Raw genomic sequence first — 26088 nt, forward strand, 5'->3', positions numbered from 1 at the left:
TTTACGAATCAAAATGGCTTTTTAGTAAAAAACAAATTCCAAGGTTGGATTTGAGATATGTTATTGAGAAGTTTAAAACCATTTTTTGATTTTAAAAATGATTAGCATTATAACTACCATTGTAGCCATTATTCCAAGAGCATAAAAATAACCAAAATCCCAATTTAATTCGGGCATATAAGAAAAGTTCATCCCATATAGTCCAGCAACAAAAGATAAAGGAATAAAAATAGTCGAAATTATGGTTAAAACTTTCATTATTTCGTTCGTTTTGTTACCAATTAACGATAAGTATATTTCAGTTATATTAGTCGTTGTATCTTTCAATAAATCTAAATTATCTGATATTTGTAAAATGTGGTCGGTTAAATCTCTAAAATAGATCAAATTTTCTTTAAGCACATATTCGTTGTCTTCTTTGTTGAAAAACATGGCCAGATCTCTAAAAGATATTAAATTCTTTTTTAAAATTATTAACGACTGTTTGATTTCTTTTAGGTCTAAAAGTTGTGATTGTTCTGGATTTATTGTAACTTCTTCATCGATATCTTCTAACTCTTCAGCTGTATGATTTAAGATAATAAAATATTCATCTATTATTATGTCAAGCAAAGAATACAAAAGATAATCTACTGATTTGCTTCGTATTATCCCTTTGTTCTTTTCTAATCTTTCAATAATTTCGTGAATAAAAGAGAATTCTTTTTCTGTAAAAACTATTAGGTTATTACCAATTAAAACTATACTTATTTGATAGAAATTCAAATTATTTTCTTTTAGTTCAGGCAATTTGACTACTATATAAACATAATTTTCATAAGTTTCAAATTTTGTCCTTTGATTTATGTTGGAGATATCTTCAAGTGTGAGTTTGTGGATACCAACATGATTCCCAAAATTTTTGAGAGTTTCTGTATCTGAAATCCCCTGAAAATAGATTAAATTGTTTCTCTTGTCGATATTCTTTATTTCTGGAATAGAATTCATATCTTTTTTTAGTTTTTCGTTATCATAAGCTATGTTTATTATAGATGCTTTTCTTTCTTCATTTTCTTCGTCTCCAGTATAGGTTATTTCACCAGGAAGTTTTTTGGATTTTTTTAAAATATTTTTAACTGATAGTTTCACTTATATCCCTCCCTTATGATAATTATACATTAAATTAACATTATTTTGTTAAACAAGCATGAGTTATAATAAATATGGAGGTGGAAATTATGAAAGTAAAATCATTTTGGCAAAACCAGCTGGACAAAACATTTTATTATAAAGAAGAAAATAAAAATGATATAAAACGTTTGAAGAAAAATTTCCAACTCTTTTTTGAGAAAAAAGACTTAGATAAAATGAGAAGAATTTTCTATAAACTTAAGATAAATAAAAACTATATCGTGAAAGTTGAAGATAGCTGGAAAGAAGTATTTGGCTTTCAAGTTGTGATGACAGAATTCAATTCAAAAGTCAATTATTATAAATACAAGAAAATTATAGATACGATGAAATCTGAAGGGATAAAAACATACGGTACTTCAACTATGAACATTTTCCCATATGAAATAGTTGAAGATTTTTCAGAGAAAAGATCATGGTTTTTAGACATAGAGGTTATTGAAAATAGAAATCAAAAAATTTTCACCGGGGAGATTATATCTATAACCTTTTACGATTCTCAAGATAAAAAATATTATTCTATAATAACAAAACCCTTTAATGCCAATATAGAAGAATATGATGATAACTATATTTTTGTGGAGAATGAATATGATTTGATGAAAAAATTTGAAGAGTTTTTGAAACTCAAAAAGCCCGATGTTATATCTGGTTGGTATTCTGAGGGGTATGATATACCTTATATAATTAACCGGGCAAAGAATTATAATATAGAGTTATCTGTAATACCAGGTTTATATTCGAATTCTAAAACAATGGACATAGGCGGTAGAAAAATAACAAAAAATTACATACCTGGCGTTGATCTGGTGGATTATTTGGAATTATATAAAAAATATATTTTTGATCAACCCACTTCTTTTAAGCTATCTACTGTAGCAAAATTTCACGATTTAAAAGGGAAAACTGAAGAAAAAGGATTTTTCAACTACAAAAAAGATTTTAAAAAATTTGTCGATTATGCTATAAGAGATGTTGAAATACTTGTAGAACTAGAGCAAAAACTAAATCTTCTGAATTTATTGTATGGGCTGCAGGCAGTGATAAAAATACCTGTTAATTTTTTAATGGCTAATTCTATAGCCATAGAACATTTTCTAAACCAATTTTTATATGAAGAAAATACGACCGTTCAGGACACAGCAGAAATAAAAGATGATCAAATAGAAGTTGAGGGGGCAATAGTTTTGCAACCAGAAGACGAAACATATAACAACGTTATTGTGTTGGATTACGCTTCTTTGTACCCTAATATCATAGTTACTTACAATATTTCTCCAGAAACTCTTATAGAAGAAGATAACGAAGATATCAAACAAGTTGATTTGACTGATATGTATAAAGAAGAGGACAAGAGTGATTCCGTTAAATTTTCTTTAGAAAAAGAAGGAATTTTTCCAAGGATGATCAACTTCTTGCTGGGTGAGAGACTGAAGTATAAAAAAATGGCAAAAGAAGCCAAACCCAACAGTTCAGAAAAGGTAAAATACGATATAAAACAGTTAAATTATAAAATACTTTTAAATTCCATGTATGGAGTGATTGGTACATCTCGTTTTCCTCTGCACGATAAAAGATGTTCTTCTGCTATAACAACGGCTTCAAGAAATGCTCTAAGATATCTCAACAAAAAATTGCATAAAAAAGAATTTGAGATGGAGTATGAAGAGAGAAAAATACAATTTAAAACACTTGTAATTTATTCAGATACTGATAGTTCTTTTGATCATATAACCCTAAAGAATGTAGAAAAAGCAGATAAAAATCTAATATTGGCTATAGCAAGCTATTTGGCAAAATATATAAACAATATCATTGCAAAAGAACTGCCAACCAAATATTCAAATACAAAAGAAATAGTCGATAGAACAACGTTGACAGTTGATGTAGACAAACTATTTAAAAAAGTGAAATTCTTTGGTGTTAAAAAAAGATATTTTGGTATAGATTTTGAGGATAAAATAATAACTCACGGCGTTGAAGTTGTAAGGAAAGATACTCCAGCTGCAATAAAAAAAATGTTATCCCAACTTTTTATATTAGCTTTAAAGGGAGAAATAGAAGAAGCACATCTTCTAAAATCATTTGAGGTCTTGAAAGAACTGGATTTGGAAGATATTGCAATTTTCAAAAATATAACAAAAAGAAATTTCGATAAATATAAAACTATTCCCAATCAGGTTAGAGCTATTATAGTAATGCAAAAGTTATTTGGATTGAAATACAGCTTAAACGACTCAGTCCTTTATTACCCTGTAATTTTTAAATCTCCAAGCACATTTAAAATTGTTTCAGAGGTTTTTAACTTAACTCCAAAAAATAATTTTGAGTTAAAAGCTTCATTGGCGATTGAATACGAACATGTGGAAAAACTAAAACAATTAATAAAAGAAAATATAATAGAGATAGACTATTTAACAATTTTTGAGAAAAATATCTTGACACGCTTAGAACAATTTTCTGAAACTGTCAAGATTATTCAAAAAGTGAGATATGATTTGGGAATAATAACAAAAAATAAAAATTTAAAGCTTTTTTAAAAAAAATAATCAGCCCATATTTTTGGGCTGATTATCAGTATTTTTTAATATTGTTAATTATTTCTATTTCTTCTTCTTGGTAAATATCACTTCTAATTTTTTGAACAAGCATTTAAATCACCTCTTTTGATTTAAAATACCCTCATATCTAAAACTAATTTAGAGTGTTTGCTGTATAGTTCTTCTTGTGCACTTTTGTAATTTAATGCTTTTCTCATTTTTTTATTTCTCAATCTTTTAAACATATCAATACCTCCTAAATTTACGATTTTTTTATTTCAATAAAATCGGTATAAAAGAACATTTATCATTATCAATGTTATTATAAATCTTCAAGTCCACCTGATGTCAACAGCATAAACCTCCTTTTTTATGTAAATATTTCATTAAAGATTGGGTGCACTCCACTACGTTTCTTGTAACCATTTTCACTATATTTTTATAATCATCTTTAGTCTACTTTTAAATTATTTGATTATTATTCAGAATTATAAAAAAATATCAAAAAAAGAGACCTTTTAAAAAGGCCTCTTAGTAAATAATCTGTTTTTTCAATAATCTCTATTATTTTTTACACTCATATAAAAAACCCTTGTTCTACTTTTTGTATCTCATTTCAATATAGGCTTCTTTAAACCCCATTTTTTTATAAACCTTTCTTGCTCTTTTATTGTCAAAGTCTACATGAAGAGCAATGTCTCCTTCACTTTTGTTAATCATAAGATCAAGTAGTTTTTTCCCTAATCCTTTTTTTCTATATTTTTTATCTAAAGCAATGTAAACAAGAATATTTTCTGGGATATATCCTTCCATATTTGTATTGTTTATTACTGCAACACCAACAAGAGCATTATTTTCATTGAGAATAATACCGATAATACCGCTTAAAAACTTCTCTTTTCCTAACACGTATTCAAGAGCTTTTAAAATGTATTCTTTATCATCATTGTATTTTCCCAAATGTAAAAATAAAAAATCAACTATTTCTGTTTTGGAAACATTTATTTTTTCAAGGTCTTTCTCAGTGTCTACAAGAAAAAATCTGTAGTCTTTTTCTTCGTGGGTATGTTTAGTTTTGAACTTCATTTTAAACCCCCCTTAAATTTTTGTGACATATAATTATAACACGAAAAAATGTAAAATCTTTTTTAGATGGAGGATCGAGGTTGGAAGATAGTGAGAATTTGTTTTACAAATTCTTGGTTGTTTGTTGATAGTTGTTAAGATTTTTCTTTTAGAAAAATCGTTGTTGGTAAAAACAGAAACAGAAGCACAACTATGTCATGTCGACTAAACGAAGTGCATGGAGACAACTCATAAGTCAATTTTGCTTTGTAAAATTTTAATCTCCTCTGAATGTTTCAGAGAAGGGGAGCGCTTTATTGGAGAGGAGTTTAGACACTTGATTTTAGAACAATTTCGAAATATAAAAACTCAAAGTAGGTCGTTTTTTAACCTTCGTTCAACAATAAAATTGATGTACAGCTCATATTATCCATCCGTGGATAAATTCGCATGAAAAACATCCGTGTTTTTCAACATCAATTTTTATATTGTTTCACTCAGTAAAACTCCAATACTTTTCATTTTTATATTTCTTCATTATTTAATTCATTGTTGAAGACTTTTGCATATGTCATGTCGACTAAACGAAGTGCATGGAGACAACTCATAAGTCAATTTTGCTTTGTAAAATTTTAATCTCCTCTGAATGTTTCAGAGGAGTCCCTGTGAAGCAGGGGAGGAGTTTAGGTTTTTAAACAATTTTGAAATTTTTTAAAATCTTTTAAAATAATAAATAGAGCCCTTCACAAAATCAAATTATTGAAAAAATAGTATCTTCAATCACTTGAAAATGCTAAAAATTGCAAACTCTCAAAAATCAGCTCAGACATGCAATTTTTTAATTAAGGGTACCCCATTAAGGGGCACCCTTAATTAAAAGGGAGTTATTTAGGTGTATAAATCAACATGCTGAACGGTTCCAGCACCACCATGGTCTTTAAGAAAAATTCCGGTACTTTTTATGACACCTAGTGCATCGTCAATAGATCTCTTGATAGAAAATTCAGAGTCAACATTACCTAAATATATAGCACCTATGTCTTTATCTTTTAAAGAAAACAAAACGTCAGACCCATCAGAAGTTTTTGTCCATAATTTCAAATCATCAAATACGCTATCATTTTCATCAATCCAGCCATTCCCATCTTCATCGTAGTTAGATAATTCTTCAAAACCATTTCCAGTTTGAGGTCCAAATAGTTCATTACCGTCATTTATTTTACCATCAGAATTTTTGTCTAAGACTAAAAAGCCACTACCTTCATCAGCAAAAGAAATTAAATCTTTTGTCCCATCTGAATCAAGGTCAAATTCAAACTTAGTGTCTGTTAATTCTGCAGCAGTTCCATCAAAATTAACTACCAATGGATCGATTGCGTCCCCCATTCTTACGCTAAGAGTTTCTTTTTCAAACATAGCCCTTTCCATAAAAAGAGAAACATCGATGTTGATCTCTTTCCCATCAGAAGTTTTTACAATGCCTTTTGCAGAAAATTCCATTTTTTCATACTCCGACCTTTCTGTTACAGAATCGTATTCAAGTCCCCAACCATATCTTCTTGACTGTTCTTTATTTTTGGGTAGATTTTTTTGAATTTCTCCAGTTTTTTCCTTTATTTCTGCAATCTTCTTTTTCAACTCTTCCATATCTTCTATGGTTGAAAAATTGATTTTTTTACCAGTTAATTTTTCAAGCATTTGTTGTAATAGTTCAAGTTCCATCTTTTCTTTTGAATCAATCTCCATCTCCTCTAAGTCTAATTCTTCTATGTTGGCTATATCTGTCGTTTTTAAAGTTTCTCTAAGATTTTTTACTAAAGATTTTAAATCATCTCTAAGTTTTTTAAGCAAGTCATTCTTATTTTCTGTTTCTTTGGGTCTTTTCCCTTTCCAAAAAAGAAGTCTTTCTTTTTTTGATTGTTTTGACATAAAAATTCGATTCGAGTTCAATTGCATATTTGAGCTTTCTATTTTCACCGTAAACACCTCCCTACTAAAATTATATCGACTAAAACAAACTACATTATTAATTTAATAGTAAAGTTTGTTATTATAACAAGTAATAAATAGAGCCCTTCACAAAATCAAATTATTGAAAAAATTGCAACGAGAGATTTTAAAATGTATAATAGTATATATAGGTATTAGTGAAAGAGGTGTAGCTATGAAAAATGTAAAAGTTTTTCCATTGAATCAACATCATTTTGAGGAAGTTGCAAATTTAATAATCCCTGAATATGAAAAAGATCCATTCAATTTTTTGTTTATTGGACCTTCTGGTTTTTATGTAAAACAAGTTGCTGATTTGGTAGCTAAAAAATTAGATAAAACAATTAATAGAGATGCTTTCAGAGTCATCAACCAGTATATAACAGAACTCTTAAAAAATAGCGAACCAGATTCAGTTGTTTTAGAAAGGGATTTTTTGAAAGTATACATAAAAAAAGAAATAGAGGATTTAATAGAAAAAGAAAAAGGTGATTCTGAATTTTCAGAATATTTAAAGATAATTTCTAAATCACAAAAGTCTACTGATTATATTTTGGATATATTTGAAAAAGAATGGGAAATAACCAGACTACAGAATACTGAATCTTTGAAGTATTCTGAAAATTTTGAAGAATTTCACAATTCTTTTGACGAAGAATCTAACTTGTATAAACTATATAAAAATTTGCAAGGATCTTTGGAAGATATCTTGAATAGTAAGTTTGATGGTTCGATTACCACAGAAAAAAACTACGACCCAACGAGTGTATATAAATGGTTTGTGGAAGATTATAATATTGAGAAAAAAGACAAAAAATTAATCATATCCGGTTTTTTTGATTTAACTCCTCTAACTTCTAATGTTTTGAACAAATTATTTGAAATGTTTGAAACTGTAGATTTTTTCGTTTTTCAAAAATTAAACGATAGGTCATTTTTCTCACTAAATGGTGTATATAATTACCTTTTAGATAATGGTTTTGAAATTTCTACAAAATCAGAAAAATTAAAAACTTCTTTTCAAAATAAGAAGTTCAGAATAATAAAGATGTCAGATAATATAGATGAGATACAAAAGATCGCTGGTATGATAAAAAAACATTTGATAAACAATGATTATAAACCTGAGGAAATAGGAATAGTAATTCCAGACGATTCCTATGGCTCCATATTTTCAGATTACTTTGAAGAAATAGGGATTCCTTATAGATTCAAACAAGACATCCCTTTGTCAGAAAGCCAAATTGTGAACATATTGCTTCAACCTCTTAAAACTGTTGTAAGAGGATATGAAGTTGAAGATTTGTTGGCAATGATTGAAACAGGTTTTGGCGGAGATTCCCCGTTAACTATGGAACAAATTGAAAGCTATTTAAGGCACTTAAATCTTATTTATTCTTCTGGAAAAAGTTCTCTCAACGCCAGGAAAAAAGAGTGGATAGAAAAAATAGAAATTTTTGAAAAAGAATTAAAAGTTAATTTAAATAAATCGGACGAAAAAGAAAGAATTGAAAAACAAATAGATGAGACAGAAAAATTAAAAGAACTGTTTTTAAACCTCTTTGATATATTAAAAGAAGTTTTGAAAAACAGAAAGAGTTTTACAGTTAGTTCTTACAGAAAATTACTTGAAAAATGGTTTAAAAATGATATTTTGAAAATAAAAAGGCTTGAAGATTATTTGGATGATATGTACGAAAACAAAATGATACATTCTGAAATAAATGCATTAAAAGCGTTTGAATCTCTTTTACTAAAAACCGAAAAATCTTTAGAAAAACTTTTGAAAAAAGAAAAGAACATCAAAATTGAAAAATTCTATAAAATTATATCAGAGCTAACCCAAATAGAAAGCTTTAGAGATTCTGAAAACTATTCCAATACAGTTGAAATAATGAATTTATCAGATTCAAGATTTGTATATAAAAAGAAAAAGTTCTATACAGGCTTTACTGAAGATAGTTATCCAATGATAGCAAACAATCCGTTCTTAAATTCTATAACTAACGAAACTGGGAATATGATGAGACTAGCAGAAAAAGGATTTAGAAGGAACCTAATCATATCCATGATTTTTTCTGATGAAATTATATTTACAAACCCTGTTGCCACATTATCGGGTCAGCAAATTCTATCTTCTCCATATGAAAAGGAGTTTATAAATCTATTTAATATAAAGCCAGAAAAAATGTATAAAAACAGAAGAGAGATAATAAAACAGAATCCGGATGAAATTTTTTCTTACAATGAAGCAATTCTTTATTACATATTAAATGGAATTGAAATTTCAGATGAAACTTTCAAAAAGGCCAAGATGGATATAGAAAAGCTATCAAATTACAAAGTAAACAACGAATGGATATCACCTAAAAAAACATCTGTGAACAATTTATCACACAATAGGACATCAACCTACGTTGATTGCCCTTTTAAATACTACCTTTCAAATGTGGCTAAAATATCTGGCGAAAAAGATTTTAGCGTTTTTGCAGAAGGAAATTTAAAACATAAAATAATGGAAAAACTGTTTATAAAATATCCAGATTATACCCAAATTAAAGAGATGGAAATTGACACTGAAAAGCTAAAAAATGAAATAAAAAAGATAGCTTTTGAAGTGTGGGATCAAACAGTGTATGATGAGATATCAAGGTATGAAGCAGTCAAAACTGTTGAAATAGAAAAAATAGCTGAAGATTTGTTATTGTCTATACAAAATCACCTTGAAGAATACATAAAAATAAGAAAAAACATGGAATTGAACTATTCTCAAGTTGTTAAGACAGAAGAAGTTCTACAAGAGAAGCTTGATTTCATAAAACATAAAGGGGTTAACTTCAATACACGTATAGATAGAATAGATCTTTTAAATGGTAATTACGAGTACAGGTTGGATGAATTTGATGATATGATGTCTGGTAGTGCTTATTCAATAATTGATTATAAAAACAAATACAACATACAGAGTGAACAACTGTTTTTGTACTACATGACTTTAAAACAAAGTCAAGAATGGAAGAATAAATTAGAAAATAGCAGTGTTTATCTAAAATTCGTACCTTTATCAGAAGTAAAGCTAAAAGTTGGGGATAAATTTATAAAAATCCAAGATGATACGGTAATTTTGAAAAAACCAGGTAATTCAAAGGAATACGTGAATTTTCATATTTCTGAATTCTATAAATGGATGGATAAATTATTGGATTACATAGAAAACTCATATTTTGTCCCAATAGCGAAAGAACCAAGAAAGATAGAAAGATTCATAATAGAAATGAAGAATAAATATGAATGTAGAGATACAGGAGACAAATATTATGAATGTGATTTTTGTGAATTTAGAAATCTCTGTACTTCTTTAGAGTATTTAGACAATTTCAAGGTAAAACCAAAATCTTTTTATAGGTGATTAATATGGATTTATTAAATGAAATACAAAAAAACCCAAATAGAAATTTTTTCATATCTGCTTCAGCTGGAACGGGAAAAACTTATACCCTTACAAAATATTATATAAGTATTTTGGAAAATAACTATCCAGACTATGACATAGTGGATAGAATAGTTGCAGTAACCTTCACCAACAAGGCTGCGGGTGAAATGAGAGAAAGAATTATGGAAGCTGTTTACGAAAAATTAGAAGAAAACCCGCCTAAAGGCACTGTTTATGAAGAGTGGTACAACTATTGGAACAACATAAAAATAAATTTATCCAGAGCTTGGATAAAAACAATCGACAGTTTTTGTTCCAGAATATTGAGGGATAACAATATACAAATTGGGATAGACCCTAACTTTGGAATGGTATCAGAATTTAAAAAAGATAGAGAAATAGACAAAGCTATTTATTATAGCTTAAAGATTATATTGGAATTATATGAAGATAGAGAAATAGAATGGTTGAGAAGTCTTTCGGATAAAAGAAAAAACAATATAAAAAACAACATAGAATTACTAAAAAAAGAAAAGGATAAGTTTAAAAAAACCCTATTAGTAATTTTGAATGAGCTTAAACTGGATAACTTCAAAGACCTCATTAAAGAAGTTATTCAAAAATGGAGACTTGAAATGGTTAGGGTAAAAGTATTTGAAGAGCTTGAACTTGCTGATACTGATTTATCCAATAAATACACGGATATTTTATGGTTGTTCAAAATAATTGCGAATATATCAAAAGAATATTTTGAAAGCCTAACTTTAGACAACTTTCAGTTTGATTTCAAAGGAATATTGGAAAAAACTGTTGAAGCCCTTGATAACAAATCAATAAGGGAAAAATATAAAAATAGGTTTAAATATATAATAGTCGACGAATTTCAAGACACAAATTACTTACAAAAAGAGATATTTGAAAAATTACACCATGAAGATAATTATTTATTCTATGTTGGGGATAGAAAACAATCTATATATAGATTCAGAGGGGCAGATGTATCTGTATTTACAACAGCAAAAAATGAATTCCAGTCTAAGAACTATTTTTACTCCTCTTTAAATACAAACAGGAGATCTGAAAAAGAGATTGTAGATTTTGCAAACGAACTATCCTCACAGGTTCTTTTTAACACAAAGAATCTCAACCAGGAAAACATAGATTACAAAATACTTGAAGATGCAGACTTTCAAAAAGACGATTTCTCATATTCAGAAGATTCCAAAGATCAAATAATAACCCCCAATATAACTGGAGAAGACGATAAAAGAATAAAGTATATTAATATAACCCCAGAAGCTAATAACAATTCTGAAAGAAAAAAATCAGAAATACAAGCCATGGTGAAAACTGTTAAAAACCTTGTTGGTAAAGAGATGACTTTCAGAAAAAGAGTAAATGGAAAAATAGTTAGAGAAATAAGAAATATTCAACCAGGAGATATAGCGATACTACTGAAACAAATGTCTGGGTATGAAGAAGAAATAAAACAAGAGTTTAACAAAAACAAAATCCCTTTCTACATAATAGGGGGTAAATCTTTTTACTATAAATCTGAGATCCAGGCTCTTTTTTCAGCTTTATCTGCAGTTCAAAACCCATTTAACGATTTTGAATTTTCAAGATATATGATGTCTTTAATAGGTGGAATGACTTTTATAGAATACGACAAATTAACAAAATTGAGAAAAGACAAAAATAGTTTATTCGAAACATTTGAAGAGAATTTAGATGTTTTTGAAAATTCCAATAATATTTTAATAGCCTACAAGGTTTTGAAAAAGTATAAAGATTTAAAATATTTTTTAAAGCCAACTTCTATATTGAAAGGTATAGTAAATGAAACAGAATATCTTTTGAAACTATCTGTGTTGGATGATTCGGAATCGGCAATATCCAACGTAAAAAAACTGTTGTCCGATGCAGAAAAGTATAACAATATTGCAAGTTCTTTTTCAGAACTTGTGAGACTTTTAAAAAAATCTACGGATATAGACGAAGAAGAAGCCGTGTTGGAAGACGAAACATCTAACAGTGTAAAAATAATGACCATACATAAATCAAAAGGGTTAGAATTTCCCATAGTCATTATGGGAGGGTTGTACAAGAGCCAGAAAAAGAATAAATCTTCTGAAGTGGAATTTTCTTTGCCCAATTCGGAGGGAGAAAATTACTATATTATAAACAGTATTTTTGAAGATATATTGAAGGAAACAGATGACCCATTTTTGAAGTGGTTTAAAAACAACGATTTTTTAGATCAAACGGAAAACCACAGATTGATGTACGTTGGTGTAACCAGGGCAAAAGAGATGTTTTTACCTTTGTTGGTTGATACGAAAAATGCTACCTACAACGATTTTTTTACCAAACTCAATTACAATGGAATAGACCAAATAAACGAAGAAGATTTACAAGAAATAGACATGGAAATAAAAGATAAAACAGACAGAAAAACAGTTATGGTGCAAGAAAGCAATTTAAAGAAGTTCGAACATTTGGCTTATAAACAATATATAGCACCAACTTATCTTATAAACGAAACAAAGCCTTCAGAATCAGAATACGCAGAAGAACAAGGACAAAAAGTAGACAAAGTGAAATTGGATAGCCTTTTTTCTGATCAAGAACTTTTGTTTAGAGGGTCTGATTTACACGCAAAACTCCAGAGTTCTTATGAGTTTCACCATTTAGAAAATTTAGTGGAGAGGGAATTACTTCCAAAAAAATTGATCAAAAATGATATGATTAAATACGCTTTCAGCCCTGAAAATAAAGTTGTTAAAAATGAGTGGAGAATAGTAAAAAACATTGAAATAAACAATAGAGACTACATGCTTTTTGGAATCCCAGATAAAGTGATAATTGACAATGGAAAAATAACTATTTTAGACTACAAATATTCTGGATTATACGATGAGGAAAAGATAAAAGATTACAAATTCCAAATATCGTTTTACTTGTATTTGTTGAAAGACTTTGGAATTCCGAAAGAAGGTTACATAGTAAGCATAAAAAATGGAAAAACTGTTAAATTTGAATACGATCAAAATATAGAAAGCAAAATATTTAATAAAATCAAAGAGTTAAATTAACAAAGATTCATGGGAGAATTGCAAAGGTTTAAAACTTAATGATAAATTATAACCCGGGGTTAAACCCGGGTTTTATATTTCTATCCATTTATTGTTATTGTTTGAGCTTTCAACAGCTGCTTCTATGAATTTTACTCCTTGTATCCCAGTATCTATTTCCGGATAATAACCGGCAGAAATTTCAGCTCCATAATCCTTTCTCAAAATAGCGTGCATAAAATTTTTGTAAGTTCTGGCGAATGCTTCTATATAACCTTCGGGGTGTCCACCTTCAGTCAAAAAATCTTTTTTGATTTCTGGATAAATTAGAGAACTGTTTCTGGAGATTATCTGAGATGGTCCATTTAACTTTGAAAATTCTATATAATTAGCCCTATTTTGTTGCCATTTTATAGAACCTTTTGTCCCCACTATCTCAATTCCAAGATCATTGTCATGTCCTATAGCAATTTGAGATATCCAGTAATGGCCTTTTGCTCCATTATCATATTCAACCATCATAGTTACATTGTTATCCAGTTTAATATTATCTCCAAACTTATCTAATCTTGCAGATAATTTTTTGATTTTCAAATCAGTTGTAAAACTAACAAGATTTTCCAAATGAGTTCCAATATCCCCGGTTGAATTTGTTGGCCCGGAAATTTTTGGGTTTAACCTCCAATTGGCATGCTTGTTATTTAAAATATTCTCAGTATCTGCCATCCAATCCTGGATATATCTACCTGATATATATCTCACCTCTCCAATATTGCCATTTAAAACCATCTTTTTTATCTGGTGAACCATTGAATATCCTGTATAAGCATAGGTAACTCCAAAAAGGAGGTTGTTTTTCATTGCCAAATCTCTTAGTTCAACTGCTTCATCAGAATTAATAGTAACTGGTTTATCACAGATAACATGAAACATATTTTTTAAGGCTTTTTTGGCTATTTCATAATGAAAAGCATTTGGTGTAGCTATTATTATAAAATCTGGTTTATCAGATCGTTTAGATTCTTTTTCTATCAGCTCTTCATAATCATTGTAAACCCTATCTTCATCAATTCCATAATCTAGTGCAAGAGATAGATTTTTTTCATAATCTCTTGAAAAAACTGAACATACTGGTTTAGACAATCCGTGGTAAGAAGCAGCTTTTCTGTGAACTTCACCAATTAAAGAACCTGGTCCTCCTCCTATCATTCCATATCTTAACTTTCTCATATGTTTCACCCCCTAAAATATATTGTATCACCAAAAAACTCCCATAAAAAGTATATGGGAGTTTTACATTATATAAGTTTATTTGATTTTTTATACGTTTTTAAAAATAAACAGCTTAAATTTTGAATTCAATTCCCTCATTATTTTGTTTTTTCGAAGGTCCCATATCAAAATTTTTTCCCAAGGCTATCACGGTTCCAAGTTCCGCAGGTAACCCAACTTTATTTATCTTTTCTATGGTTGTTTTTATATCATAATTAACCTTGACAAATTCGTGGGATACTACACCTTTTTCTATATTCAGTATTAAATAAACCGCTTTTGGGTTTCCTTCTTTTGTCCTTCCAACGCTTCCTGCGTTATAAATTGTTTTACCTTTTACATATTTGTGCATAGATAAATGCGTGTGTCCATTAATAACTATATCTTCTTCAAATGAATTTGCTACTTCTTCCAATCTTTTTGCTTCAGTAGTAGGTTTTATGTATTCAAGAAGGTAATTAAGAGGACTACCATGTACCAATAAGATGCTCACACCTTCTATTTCAAAGCTCATTTTTTTTGGGAGATTTTTCAAAAACTCCTTGTTTTCTTTATTTGTGTTTTTTATTGTCCAGTTTATCGAGTCGTCTCCAACTTCTGTTTCCCTTCCTGGATTGTAGGCACAACCACAGCTCTCTTTTTCGTTTCCTATGGCGTCATCGTAATTACCCATAATGGTTTTTATTCCAAGATCCCTTATTTTTTCAACAACATAATCTGGGTCTGGCCCATATCCAACCAAATCACCTGTACAATATATTTCTGATATTTCTCTTTTTTCAATATTATTTAAAACCGCGTCAAGGGCTTCTTTGTTACTGTGTATGTCTGAAATAATAGCTATTTTCATATTTTCACCTCACAACAAAAAATTCTTTTTTTCCCACTCAGGATTTCCATCGTTTTCAACAAATTCTTTAACCTTATTCTCTATTTCATCTCTTACTTCTCTAAATTTATTTAACTTTTCTTCTTCTGTACCATTCACATCATCTGGGTCATCAAAAGGCCAAAACATTCTTATGCTTATTCCAGGAAAAACCGGGCAATTTTCTTCAGCTTTTGAACAAACAGTGATTAAGAACCCAAATCTTTTATTATCAAAATCTTCAAAACCTTTTGAATATTGATCACTTATGTCAATACCTTTTTCTTTCATAACTTTTATTGTTAAAGGATTTATTTTTGAAGGGGTCAAACCTGCTGAATATACTTCATATTTATCATCTGCATAATATTTCAGAAACCCTTCTGCCATCTGACTTCTTGCGGAATTTCTTGTACATAAAAAAAGTACTTTTGGCTTTGACACTTTATTTCGCCTCCTTAAATTTATGTTTTGTTTTGTTGGCTATTTTTACGAGGGTCAACATAACTGGTACCTCTACCAAAACTCCCACAACAGTTGCAAGAGCTGCCCCAGATTTTAAACCAAATAACGAAATTGCAGTTGCAACCGCAAGCTCAAAAAAGTTGCTGGCTCCAATCAAAGAAGCTGGTGCTGCTATTTCGTGTTTTAAATTCCATTTATATGACCAAAAATAAGCGATTCCAAATATTAAAAATGTTTGTATGATTAAAGGAATTGCAATTAATCCAATGTGCAAAGGGTTGTTTAAAATAATGTCACCCTGAAATGAAAATAAAAGTATGAGAGTCAATAATAGCCCAATCATAGTAACAGAGTTGAACTTAGGGATGAATTTTGTATTCAAATACTTTTCTCCTCGGTTTTTAATGATAATAACTCTTGAAATATAAGCTATTGCCAATGGGATAACTATAAAAATAAAAACCGAAAAAAATATTGTTGAAAAAGGTACTAAAATATCGCTTATCTTCAATAAAAACCCAACAATTGGAGCAAAAGCTACCAATAAAATAAGATCATTAACCGCTACCTGTACCAAGGTATAAGCTGCATCTCCATCTGTTAGGTAACTCCAAACAAAAACCATAGCTGTACATGGGGCAGCCCCAAGTAAAACTGCTCCAGCAAGATATTCAGAGGCAAGATCGTCTGGAATAATGCCGTTAAAAATAACTTTGAAAAATAACCAGGCAAAAAAATACATGCTAAAAGGTTTTATCAACCAATTCACGGTTAATGTTACAACCAAACCTTTTGGCTTTTTACCAGCATTAACAATACTTGTAAAATCTATTTTTAACATCATTGGGTAAATCATCAACCAAATTAAAATCGCTATTGGAATTGATACGTTAAAATATTCAAACCTACTTAAAAAATCGGGAATTTCTGGTAAAAATTGTCCAACACCAATTCCCACTAAAATACTAATAGCTACCCAAATGGTTAGGTATTTTTCAAAAAACTTCATCCTTTTTTTCAAAACAAACACCGCCTTATTATATATGACAAGATTTAGGAGAATCCAAATATTTCTTTAGTTTTTTTAAATCATTTTGAAAAAGTTCTTCTTTTCTTATGTCTCTTAAAATTGATTCAACAAAATCGTATTTTTCAAAAATCTCATTGTTCAAACTGTAATATATCCAGTAACTCTGTTTTCTTTTTTTAAGAATGTTTAAATCACTCATCTTTTTAATATGCTTAGAAATATTTGGTTGAGTCATTTCTAAGACAGCTTCTAAATCACAAACACAATGTTCTGAATCATACAAAATATTCAAAATTCTCAACCTGGTTTGATCTGAAAATAGTTTTATAATTTCAACTATGTTGTTCATAATGCACCACCTTTTATATAACTGTTTGGTTATATAAATTGTAGCTAATAAAACCACTTAAGTCAATAGCTTTAACAATTCTTTATTTTTCTTAATAATTCTTAAACTTGACAAATAGTAGGTTATAAAATATAATTATATTAGAATATTCTAATATACTAAAATTAAGGAGGTTCAAAAATGAATAAGATAAAAGAAAATAAAAGAATAAGAATAATAAAAGCATTAGCTCATGAAGAAAGATTTAGAATTTTAGAGTTAATTTCAAAAAATCCTATGTGTGTATGTGAATTAAATGAAATGTCAGAATATTCTCAATCAAATATTTCTCAACATTTAAAAATTCTTAGAGACGCCGATTTAATATATCCAGAAAAAGATGGGAATAAAGTTAATTATTATTTAGCAGACAAAAAAATTATTGATTTAATCAAAACGATAAACAATCTTGTATAGGAGGCAATTAGATGTTTCAATGGGCTCATGATTTAGCAACGATCGTTGTAGAATGGTTAGGTCTCAATCCAGAATTAAGCTGGGGAGCTTCTCTTCATTTTTTTATATATGACACTATAAAAATATTGATATTGTTATTCATTATGATCTTCATAGTTTCATACATCAGAAGTTATTTTCCACCAGAAAAAACCAAGAAAATATTGGAAAAATTCCCTGGGATTACAGGAAACATAATGGCTTCATTATTAGGAGTTGTTACCCCTTTTTGTTCTTGTTCATCTGTTCCTATATTTATTGGGTTTATAGAGACGGGAGTACCATTGGGGGTAACTTTTTCATTTTTGATTACATCACCAATAGTTAATGAGGCAGCTTTTGGAATGCTTTTAGCATCATTTGGTTGGCAGGTCGCTACTATATATGTAATTTCAGGAATAGTTATTGGTGTAGTTGGTGGAGTTATTATAGGTAAATTTAAAATGGAAAACCAAGTAGAAGAATATGTTTACAACATTCAAATGGGAGAATCTCAAATAGAGAAAACAACACAAAATGAAAGATTTTCTTTTGCATATGAGAATGTGAAAGATGTAATTAAAAGAGTTTGGCTTTTTGTCATAATAGGTATTGGAATTGGTGGTTTAATACATGGAAAGATTCCAGCGGAATTTATAACAACATATTTAGGTAATAACCTCTTTACAGTACCTTTGGCAACAGTTATAGCTGTTCCACTATATTCAAATGCTCTAGGAACTATTCCAATTGCAGAGGCTTTAATTGGAAAAGGTCTTGGCCTGGGAACTGCTTTAGCCTTTATGATGGCGACAACAGCTCTTTCTCTTCCAGAAGGGATATTATTAAGGAAAGTTATAAAACCTAAATTGATATTCACTTTTTTTGCAATAACTGCTTTAGCGATAATGTTTACAGGATATCTTTTTAACATAATACTTTAGAAATTGTTATAAAACTTATGTTGGAAGATAGTGAGAATTTGTTTTACAAATTCTCGGTTGTTTGTTGATAGTTGTTAAGATTTTTCTTTTAGAAAAATCATTGTTGGTAAAATCAGAAACAGAAGCGCAACTATGTCATTTCGGCTAATCGAAGTGCATGGATACAACACATCAGTTAATTTTGCTTGCAAAATTTGAATCTCCTCTAAATGTTTTAGAGGAGTACCTGTGAAACAGGGGAGGAGTTTAGGTATTTGATTTAAAAACAATTCCGGAATATAAAAAAGAAGAGTATTGAAGTTTTACTGAACGAAATATTATTTTGTTGGTAATTAAATGATAGAGCTTGATGGTTTTTGTCTATTCTAAATGTTTATTAATGTTTTTTTCCAACTTCCAACTATCAACTTCCAACAAAAAGGGTGAAACAATTTTTATTTTTAGGAGGTGGTTATAATGGACGTTAAAATTCTCGGTGGGGGTTGTGCAAAATGTAATAAATTAGAAAAAAATACTATTGAAGCATTAAATGAAATAGGAAAAGAGTATGAAATTGAGCATGTTACTGATTTTGCAGAAATAGCTAAGTATGGTGTTATGTCAACTCCAGCTTTGGTAGTTGATGGAAAAGTAGTTGTTTCAGGAAAAGTTTTGAATTCTTCAAAATTAAAAGAATTATTATAGTATTTGCTGGAAAAATGTTACTAAAAGTGGTAAAACAAAAGTTTTACCACTTTTTTACTTGAATTTTTTTGTAAAAAAGTTAAAATTAAATTAAGAAAAGATTTTAAATAGAAACAAAGTAAATGATACTAATTCTTATTTAAATAGATATATTGGGAAAAAATATGGAAAACATAAATTTGAAGTTATGGGAGGACAAAAATCTTTAGAAGGTGCAACTGTTATGTTTGTTGTGTCTTTTGTTGTAGCATTTATTATAGCTCAATTAGCAGGAGGTTCTTCTCTGCTTCTTCCTTTGAGCCTTGCTATGATAGCAACACTTGTGGAATTATTTTCTCCATATGGAACAGATAATTTGACTGTTCCTTTCATCACATCACTTTCTTATTATTTTTTATGGTTTAATTTTTAGAAAAAATTATAAAAATTGATTTCATATTTTAACAATAAAATAATAGAATTCAATTAAGATAAACAAATTTACATAGAGGTGTTATAATATGAATTTGATAATTGGATTGGTATTCGGATTGATAATAGCTTATGTTGCTTATAAAAAAAATGCTTTGAGTAAGAGTGGAACTATAGCCGCCACTTTATTGGGAGTTTCTCTTTACTATTTTGGAGGGTTATATTTTTTTTTAATTATGATTTCGTTTTTTGTGTCCTCTACGCTTTTGACGAAATATAAGTATTCAAAGAAAATAAATATAGAAAAAATGCATGAAAAAACAGGAAAAAGAGATTATACTCAAGTGCTTGCAAATTCATTACCAGCCCTAATTTATGCTTTATTTTATTATTATACAAGTATGAACGTTTTCTTGCTTGGATTTGCAACAACATTTTCAGCAACAAATTCAGATACATGGGCCTCTGAATTGGGTGTGTTGAGTAAAACGAACCCTTCTTGCATTTTAACTGGGAAAAAAGTTCAAAAAGGAATGTCAGGTGGTATTACTAGTTTTGGGACTTTTGCTTCTTTTTTAGGCGCGTTATTTTTATCTTTTGTATTTATGATTGGATATATATTCAAATTTCAAAACAATATAAATATAAAAGATTTAATTATTCTTTCTGTACTAACTTTAATAGGAGGATTTTTAGGTTCTATAATTGATAGTATTCTTGGTGCATCTTTACAAGGTATATATAAACATGTAGAAACAGGCGAAATTACTGAAAAAAGATTTCATCAAAAAAAAGAAAACAAACTCATAAGAGGTTTTAAATTTATAAACAACAATGCGGTAAATTTATTATCCTCTTTATTGGCGAGTTTACTGATGATGCTTATATATATTTTCATATAAAAACAAACCCAGCTTTTTAGCTGGGTTTTTTCTTACTTTTCTATAATTTAAATAACGATAATATAAGGTGTGAGATATGACTATAAAAAGTTTTTAAACTCATTTCAAAAGTAAAGAACAAGGTGAATATCTTCTGGTTCTCTTTTAAATAGTCTGGAGTTTGGGTCTTCTGCAAGCTTCGCACCCTTTTTAAAATAAAAATTCACAGTATGTTTTGAAGGAGTTGCAGAAATGTACAAGCCCTTTGCCCCTTTGGACTTTGCAAATTCTTTTGCCTTTTTTAAAAGTTTAGAACCAATTCTTTTTCCTCGAATGTTGCTGGTTACATAAAGAGCATCAAGGCTCATTAAATCTGGATGGTCTTTTAAAAATCTATTTTCTACAGCTGTAATTCCTACCAGCTTTCTATTTTTGAAAGCACCATATACCAGTCCATCGTTATCAAATATTTTTTTAATTCTTGGAATAATGTGAGGGACTTCTTCTTTTTGCCACCATTCATTTGTTGCACCGTAGTCATCTTTTTTCAAAACTATTTTGCCATTTTCATAGTAATATACATTTTTAACTTTTTCGTCTCTGTTTATTTCGGTTATTTTTTCAATCTCATTTTTTTTGAGAGTTCTAAACTCCATGGTTCACCTCTTTTAATATATAAAATAAAAATGTTATAATTTTATTACAAATAGGGGGATGCGGAAAATGTATGAAAACAAATTTGAAAGTAAAGATAAATTTCAAAAGGCAAAGGAAATGAAAATCAATTTGAATGGCTCTGATCTTAGGATAAAGCAAGGAGATAGTAACCAATATTGCCATACTTATGAAACCAACTCTGAAAAGATCCCTTCAACTAAATTATACAACGAGAATGAGATTTTTGAATACGAAGAAATGAAAGATGTCAGTTTAAGGGGTAAAGGATTATTGGAAATAACAGTTGAAGATGTTCCAGAAACCATCACGATAATGAGTGAATCGGGAGATGTTTATATTGACGAAATGACTTTGGGAGCAGTTGAAACAGATTTAAAATCTGGGGATATAACGGGGAAAAATCTCAAAATTAACTATGTGGATTTCAAGGCCTTCTCGGGAGATGTGAAAATACAAGGTTATCTTGATTCCGGTGTAAAAATAAATATTCAAACAAAATCAGGCGACATAAAAGTAGATAAAATAGGTTCTCCAACGATCAATTGCCAAACGAAGTCTGGTGATATAAAACTTATTGAATGTAATTCAACCGATGTTATAAACATAAGTTCTAAATCAGGTGATTTAAATTTCGATAACTTCATCGAAGGTAAAAACATAACTTTAAAATCAATTAGTGGAGACATAAAAACATCTAAAATAAAATGCGATATAGCAGAAATATCTACCAATTCTGGTGATATAAAAATATCGGAATTAGAATCCGAAAATTCTGATTTCCAAAACTTTTCGGGAGATGTGAGATTCAAAAAAGTGAATTCAGATGAATTGAGAGTAAAAACAGAATCTGGAAGTATAAAAGTAGAAGAATACAACGTTGAAATGGGAACTTTTTTGACTTTCTCCGGAAGTATTAAGATTTTAACTACTGATGAAGATTACAAAATCATAGCTGAGAGCATCACAGGAGAAATAAAAGTTTTTGATAAAAATTATTATAAAAACGCAATATTTGGTGAATCTGACAGAGAGATAAAACTAAGAACAGAATCTGGAAGCATAAAAATAGAAACAAAATAAAAAAGTGGCCTTTAAAAGGCCACTTTCAATTATATTTACCAGTCTAACCAAGCAGGTACTTCCCATGTTCCTGTTTTGTATTCAAGAGGCCATACAGCTCTCCATTCACCGTCAGATTGCCATTGGTAGATGATACCTTGTGCGCCATTTCCACCGTAAACCAAGTCGTGATTTTCTGTGAACATAACTGGTGATACACCTTTTTCTCCACCTAATGGGAATTCTACTTTTTCTATTGCAGCGATAACTTTATCTTTGTTATCCCAATCGGATTTATCTATGCTTTCTAAAGCTTCTTCTAAAACATATAAAGCATTATAAGCTGGAAAAGCAATAAAACCTGGGGATGTTCCAAATCTTTCTTTGAATTCAGCAAACCAATCTAATGTATTTTCTGTTAATGGAGCAGGTCCACCATTAGGATAAGCTGAAGTTTCATATGTAGCTTTACCGTTTGTTTGTTCTAAAAATTCTGGTTTTAATGCAGCAGCAATAGCACCAACAATAGCTGCATCAACTTTAAGATCTTGCCATTGCTTTGTAAATTGAATTCCATCTGCTGTAACGATAGCATCGATTATAACTTGTGCACCGGCTTGCTCAGCTTTACTGAATGAAGCAGAAAAGTCAGTGTGTCCAACGGGAAAATAATCTTCGTAAACTATTTCTACTCCAGCTTCTTCAGCTAATCTTACGGCTTCTTCAGCAATTTGTTTTGAATAAACTAAGTCAAGAGATATAACAGCAGCTTTATCGATTCCATATTCTGGAACAAGATAATTTGCAATGAACTCACCAATTGATTTTCCTTGTGAATAAGAATCCAAAGTACCTACTCTGAAGTAGTATTTATATTTGTTGAAGTTTTCTGCTACTTTCTTTGTTGTATCTGGAGAAGCAGCACCTGTTCCCAACCAGATTAATTCATATCTAGCCATTGTATCCAAAGATGCCAATACAGCACCACTGCCTACTCCACCTATTAAATAATCAACTTGATCCCTTGTAACAAGTCTTGTAATGCCCGAAATCATTTTTGAGGCAGTATCTTCATCGTCAACAAAAAATAATTCAATTTTTTCTCCGTCAATTCCACCATTTGCATTTATTTCTTCTGCAGCCATGGTAACTGCTTGTTTAACCCATTCCCCATTTTCTGTTTGGAGTGGAGCTGTTACACCGACTTTGATAACTGCAAATAAAGATAATGATGCTAAAATAGCTAAAACTACCAATAAACTCTTTTTCACAATAAATCCCTCCTATAATCCTAAGTATGCACTCTTAATAGAGTCATTATTTTTTAATTCATTTGAAGTTCCCTCAAAAATTATGTGACCATGTTCAAAAATAGATATTTTATCTGCAATAGGCATAACCATCGTTGAATCTTGTTCAACTATTAAAATAGTTTTACCTGTTTCTTTGATCTTTTTTATCCCATTGAATATTTGTTCTTTGATTATTTGTGCCAGACCCATTGAAGGTTCGTCTAATAACAATATTTTTGGATCCATCATAAGAGCTCTACCGACAGCGAGCATTTGTTGTTCTCCACCACTCATGGTTCCAGCTTTTTGGGAAACTCTTTCTTTTAATCTTGGAAAAATTTCGTAAACAAAATTCAAGTTTTCCTTACTTTTTGTTTCGTCGGTAAAAATAGTTGCAATTGTTAAATTCTCATGTACAGTTAAATCAGAGAAAAGTCTCCTGTTTTCAGGAGAGAGAGAAACTCCTTTTCTTGCTATTTTGTGTGTACTCATACCATTAATTTTTTCACCCAAAAATTGAATTTCTCCAGCGGTTGGTACAACTGTACCTGTTATAGTTTTTAAAAGGGTAGATTTTCCAGCACCATTTGGCCCCAATACAGCGTGACATTCTCCTTCTTTCACTTCTAAACTCATGTTTTCCAAAACTACAGCCTTACCATAACCAGCTGTTATTTCTTTTAAACTAAGAATTGACAATGTCACCACCACCTTTACCAAGATAAGATTCTATAACTTTAGCGTTGTTCACTATTTCGTTTGGAGTTCCTTCTGCGATCACTTCTCCATAATCAATAGCTATTATTCTGTTTACCAAAGCCATGAACTCTTTCAATCTATGTTCTATAAGAACAATAGTTGTCTCTCTCTCTTCGTTGGCTTTAATAATAACCTTGGATATAGGGTCTATTTCTGAAACTGTTAACCCTGCAAATGGCTCATCTAAAAGTAAGACTTTTGGGTTCACTGAGAGTGCCTTAGCAACTTCAAGTTTCTTTAAATATCCTTGTGGTAACATTTCTGAATCGGTGTTTAAGACTTCTTTTAACTCACAAATATCTGCTATATATTCAATCCATTTTCTTCTCTCTGGTTCTGATTTAATTTCCTCTTTCATTTTTGGAGTTAAAGTAGTTACTTTTAAATTTTCATATACCGTTAATTCCTTAAAAGGTTTAACGATTTGAAAAGTTCTTACAAGACCTTTGTTTGCAATTTTTTCTGGTGAAAGCCCAATTATATTTTCACCATTGAAAATGATAGATCCTTCATCTGGCTTTATGAATCCAGATATTTGGTTGAACAATGTTGTTTTACCAGCACCATTTGGCCCTAAAATTCCAAATCTTTCGCCTTCAACAACGTTAAAAGTTATGTTGTCTGTAGCTTTTAACCCCCCAAATCTTTTTATAAGATTTTTAACTTCAAGAATATTACTCATTTTCCTCACCTCTTAATTTAGGGGTTTTATTTTTTTTGTTTTTTGGTTTTAAAAATTCTCCCAAAGTTTTAAATGCGCCTTTAGGAAGGAACAAAATTGAAAGCATCAAAATTACTGTGTAAATAAGATTATTCCATTGTCCCAAACCTCTTAGTAATTCTGTAAGTAGTGAAATAAAAAAACCACCAAGTGCAGCGGGAATTATTCCACCTATGCCACCTACTACTGCCATAATCAACGTGTTAAGAGATAAAGGGTACACAATGTCTGGTCCTACATATCCATAAAAATGGCCCATTACAGCACCGGCCATACCAGCAAACATAGCAGATAAGGCAAAAGCTGTGACTTTGTACTTAGTAGTTTTAATACCAACTGCTTTAGCGGCATCTTCATCAGATTTTATTGATTTTAAAATCAAACCAAAGTTAGATTTTCCAGCAATAAACAAAATTAATATTGAAATGAAGGAAAAAATCAACATAAAATAATAATCACTTGTTGGGCCAGGAGTTAAGAAAGGAATTCCAAAAATCCCTTCTTCCCCACCTGTGAACTCAGAATAAGAAATAGTTAGATTTTCAAAAATCGAAGCAACAGCTAAAGAAGCTAAAGCAAAATAAGGCCCTTTAAGCCTGAGTGTTGGAACACCAATTGCAATTCCAAATAGAGCAGAAGCTACAGCAGCCATAGGTATAGAAAGCCATGGCTGTATCGAATAAACCGCAGAAACAAAACCCAACAAATAAGCTCCAATTGCAATAAATGCAGCATGTCCCATGTTTTCTTTTCCTGTAAACCCAGACAAAATATCCCAACTACCAGCGTAAACAGCATAGATAAATGCTATAGATAAAATATTTATCAAATAAAAGTCTGAAGATAAAACAGGAAAAATAAAAAGAAAAACTAATCCAATAAAAATTAAAATAAATCTAATATCTTTTAATCTATTCATAAAACCACCCT

The 26088-nt window shown here is 29.8% G+C and carries 21 protein-coding genes and 1 pseudogene; 9 read left to right on the forward strand and 13 right to left on the reverse strand.

The window, feature by feature from the left end:
• Nucleotides 1–72 precede the first annotated feature (72 nt).
• Nucleotides 73–1128 (reverse strand): magnesium/cobalt transporter CorA, encoded by a 1056-nt coding sequence (corA, locus tag BLS00_RS00070; protein WP_091401631.1) that lies wholly within the window; start codon nucleotides 1126–1128, stop codon nucleotides 73–75.
• Nucleotides 1129–1217: 89 nt separating this feature from the next.
• Between corA and BLS00_RS00075 the strand changes: the two genes are divergently transcribed.
• Nucleotides 1218–3710 carry a DNA polymerase domain-containing protein gene (locus BLS00_RS00075; RefSeq protein ID WP_176759795.1) on the forward strand — a complete coding sequence of 831 codons (2493 nt, stop codon included), beginning with the start codon at nucleotides 1218–1220 and terminating at the stop codon, nucleotides 3708–3710.
• Nucleotides 3711–4307: 597 nt separating this feature from the next.
• On the opposite strand, the gene BLS00_RS00080 is transcribed toward BLS00_RS00075, so the two are convergent.
• Nucleotides 4308–4796: a GNAT family N-acetyltransferase gene (locus BLS00_RS00080; RefSeq protein WP_091401634.1), complete on the reverse strand. Its 489-nt coding sequence runs from the start codon at nucleotides 4794–4796 to the stop codon at nucleotides 4308–4310.
• A gap of 867 nt (nucleotides 4797–5663) precedes the next feature.
• Nucleotides 5664–6752, reverse strand: a complete 1089-nt coding sequence (locus BLS00_RS00085) for a hypothetical protein (RefSeq protein ID WP_091401636.1) — start codon at nucleotides 6750–6752, stop codon at nucleotides 5664–5666.
• 187 nt (nucleotides 6753–6939) lie between these two features.
• Between BLS00_RS00085 and BLS00_RS00090 the strand changes: the two genes are divergently transcribed.
• Together BLS00_RS00090 and BLS00_RS00095 are read left to right on the forward strand one after the other, a co-directional pair.
• Nucleotides 6940–10173: a PD-(D/E)XK nuclease family protein gene (locus tag BLS00_RS00090; RefSeq protein WP_091401638.1), complete on the forward strand. Its 3234-nt coding sequence runs from the start codon at nucleotides 6940–6942 to the stop codon at nucleotides 10171–10173.
• 5 nt (nucleotides 10174–10178) lie between these two features.
• Nucleotides 10179–13292, forward strand: coding sequence for a UvrD-helicase domain-containing protein (locus BLS00_RS00095; protein WP_091401640.1), 3114 nt, complete (start codon nucleotides 10179–10181; stop codon nucleotides 13290–13292).
• 72 nt (nucleotides 13293–13364) lie between these two features.
• On the opposite strand, the gene BLS00_RS00100 is transcribed toward BLS00_RS00095, so the two are convergent.
• From BLS00_RS00100 to BLS00_RS00120, 5 genes are all read right to left on the reverse strand, one after another.
• Complete coding sequence (locus BLS00_RS00100) at nucleotides 13365–14501, reverse strand: Gfo/Idh/MocA family protein (protein ID WP_091401643.1); 1137 nt, start codon at nucleotides 14499–14501, stop codon at nucleotides 13365–13367.
• Between the two features lie 115 nt (nucleotides 14502–14616).
• Complete coding sequence (locus tag BLS00_RS00105; RefSeq protein ID WP_091401645.1) at nucleotides 14617–15393, reverse strand: metallophosphoesterase family protein; 777 nt, start codon at nucleotides 15391–15393, stop codon at nucleotides 14617–14619.
• Nucleotides 15394–15402: 9 nt separating this feature from the next.
• Complete coding sequence (locus BLS00_RS00110) at nucleotides 15403–15855, reverse strand: arsenate reductase ArsC (protein WP_091401647.1); 453 nt, start codon at nucleotides 15853–15855, stop codon at nucleotides 15403–15405.
• Between the two features lies 1 nt (nucleotide 15856).
• Nucleotides 15857–16885, reverse strand: a complete 1029-nt coding sequence (gene arsB / locus BLS00_RS00115; RefSeq protein WP_091402469.1) for an ACR3 family arsenite efflux transporter — start codon at nucleotides 16883–16885, stop codon at nucleotides 15857–15859.
• Nucleotides 16886–16913: 28 nt separating this feature from the next.
• Nucleotides 16914–17255: an ArsR/SmtB family transcription factor gene (locus BLS00_RS00120; RefSeq protein ID WP_091401648.1), complete on the reverse strand. Its 342-nt coding sequence runs from the start codon at nucleotides 17253–17255 to the stop codon at nucleotides 16914–16916.
• Between the two features lie 180 nt (nucleotides 17256–17435).
• Between BLS00_RS00120 and BLS00_RS00125 the strand changes: the two genes are divergently transcribed.
• From BLS00_RS00125 to BLS00_RS00145, 5 genes and pseudogenes are all read left to right on the forward strand, one after another.
• Nucleotides 17436–17711, forward strand: coding sequence for an ArsR/SmtB family transcription factor (locus BLS00_RS00125; RefSeq protein ID WP_091401651.1), 276 nt, complete (start codon nucleotides 17436–17438; stop codon nucleotides 17709–17711).
• A gap of 11 nt (nucleotides 17712–17722) precedes the next feature.
• Nucleotides 17723–18673 (forward strand): permease, encoded by a 951-nt coding sequence (locus BLS00_RS00130; protein WP_091401652.1) that lies wholly within the window; start codon nucleotides 17723–17725, stop codon nucleotides 18671–18673.
• Between the two features lie 462 nt (nucleotides 18674–19135).
• Nucleotides 19136–19357 (forward strand): annotated as a pseudogene (locus BLS00_RS00135) (thioredoxin family protein); the annotation flags it as partial.
• 187 nt (nucleotides 19358–19544) lie between these two features.
• Nucleotides 19545–19769: a diacylglycerol/polyprenol kinase family protein gene (locus BLS00_RS00140; protein WP_091401657.1), complete on the forward strand. Its 225-nt coding sequence runs from the start codon at nucleotides 19545–19547 to the stop codon at nucleotides 19767–19769.
• Nucleotides 19770–19857: 88 nt separating this feature from the next.
• On the forward strand, nucleotides 19858–20670 hold the full coding sequence (locus BLS00_RS00145; RefSeq protein ID WP_091401659.1) for a DUF92 domain-containing protein: 813 nt from the start codon (nucleotides 19858–19860) through the stop codon (nucleotides 20668–20670).
• Nucleotides 20671–20774: 104 nt separating this feature from the next.
• Here BLS00_RS00145 and BLS00_RS00150 read toward each other — a convergent pair whose 3' ends face one another.
• Nucleotides 20775–21305 (reverse strand): GNAT family N-acetyltransferase, encoded by a 531-nt coding sequence (locus BLS00_RS00150; protein ID WP_091401661.1) that lies wholly within the window; start codon nucleotides 21303–21305, stop codon nucleotides 20775–20777.
• Between the two features lie 67 nt (nucleotides 21306–21372).
• Between BLS00_RS00150 and BLS00_RS00155 the strand changes: the two genes are divergently transcribed.
• Nucleotides 21373–22407 (forward strand): DUF4097 family beta strand repeat-containing protein, encoded by a 1035-nt coding sequence (locus BLS00_RS00155; protein ID WP_135402499.1) that lies wholly within the window; start codon nucleotides 21373–21375, stop codon nucleotides 22405–22407.
• 35 nt (nucleotides 22408–22442) lie between these two features.
• Here the strand turns inward: BLS00_RS00155 and BLS00_RS00160 are convergent, their stop codons facing one another.
• From BLS00_RS00160 to BLS00_RS00175, 4 genes are read right to left on the reverse strand one after another with little or no spacing between them, the layout of a single operon-like run.
• Entirely contained in the window at nucleotides 22443–23657 is a 1215-nt protein-coding gene (locus BLS00_RS00160; RefSeq protein ID WP_167848928.1) for an ABC transporter substrate-binding protein, read from the reverse strand.
• Between the two features lie 12 nt (nucleotides 23658–23669).
• Nucleotides 23670–24383, reverse strand: coding sequence for an ABC transporter ATP-binding protein (locus tag BLS00_RS00165; RefSeq protein WP_375338207.1), 714 nt, complete (start codon nucleotides 24381–24383; stop codon nucleotides 23670–23672).
• A complete protein-coding gene (locus BLS00_RS00170) occupies nucleotides 24364–25119 on the reverse strand; it encodes an ABC transporter ATP-binding protein (RefSeq protein ID WP_091401670.1) in 756 nt (251 codons plus the stop codon). The genes BLS00_RS00165 and BLS00_RS00170 overlap by 20 nt, the downstream gene beginning before the upstream one ends.
• Nucleotides 25112–26077 (reverse strand): branched-chain amino acid ABC transporter permease, encoded by a 966-nt coding sequence (locus BLS00_RS00175; protein ID WP_091401672.1) that lies wholly within the window; start codon nucleotides 26075–26077, stop codon nucleotides 25112–25114. The genes BLS00_RS00170 and BLS00_RS00175 overlap by 8 nt, the downstream gene beginning before the upstream one ends.
• Nucleotides 26078–26088: the final 11 nt, after the last annotated feature.

Origin of the sequence: Geotoga petraea, assembly GCF_900102615.1 — a bacterium.
GTDB classification, from domain to species: domain Bacteria; phylum Thermotogota; class Thermotogae; order Petrotogales; family Petrotogaceae; genus Geotoga; species Geotoga petraea.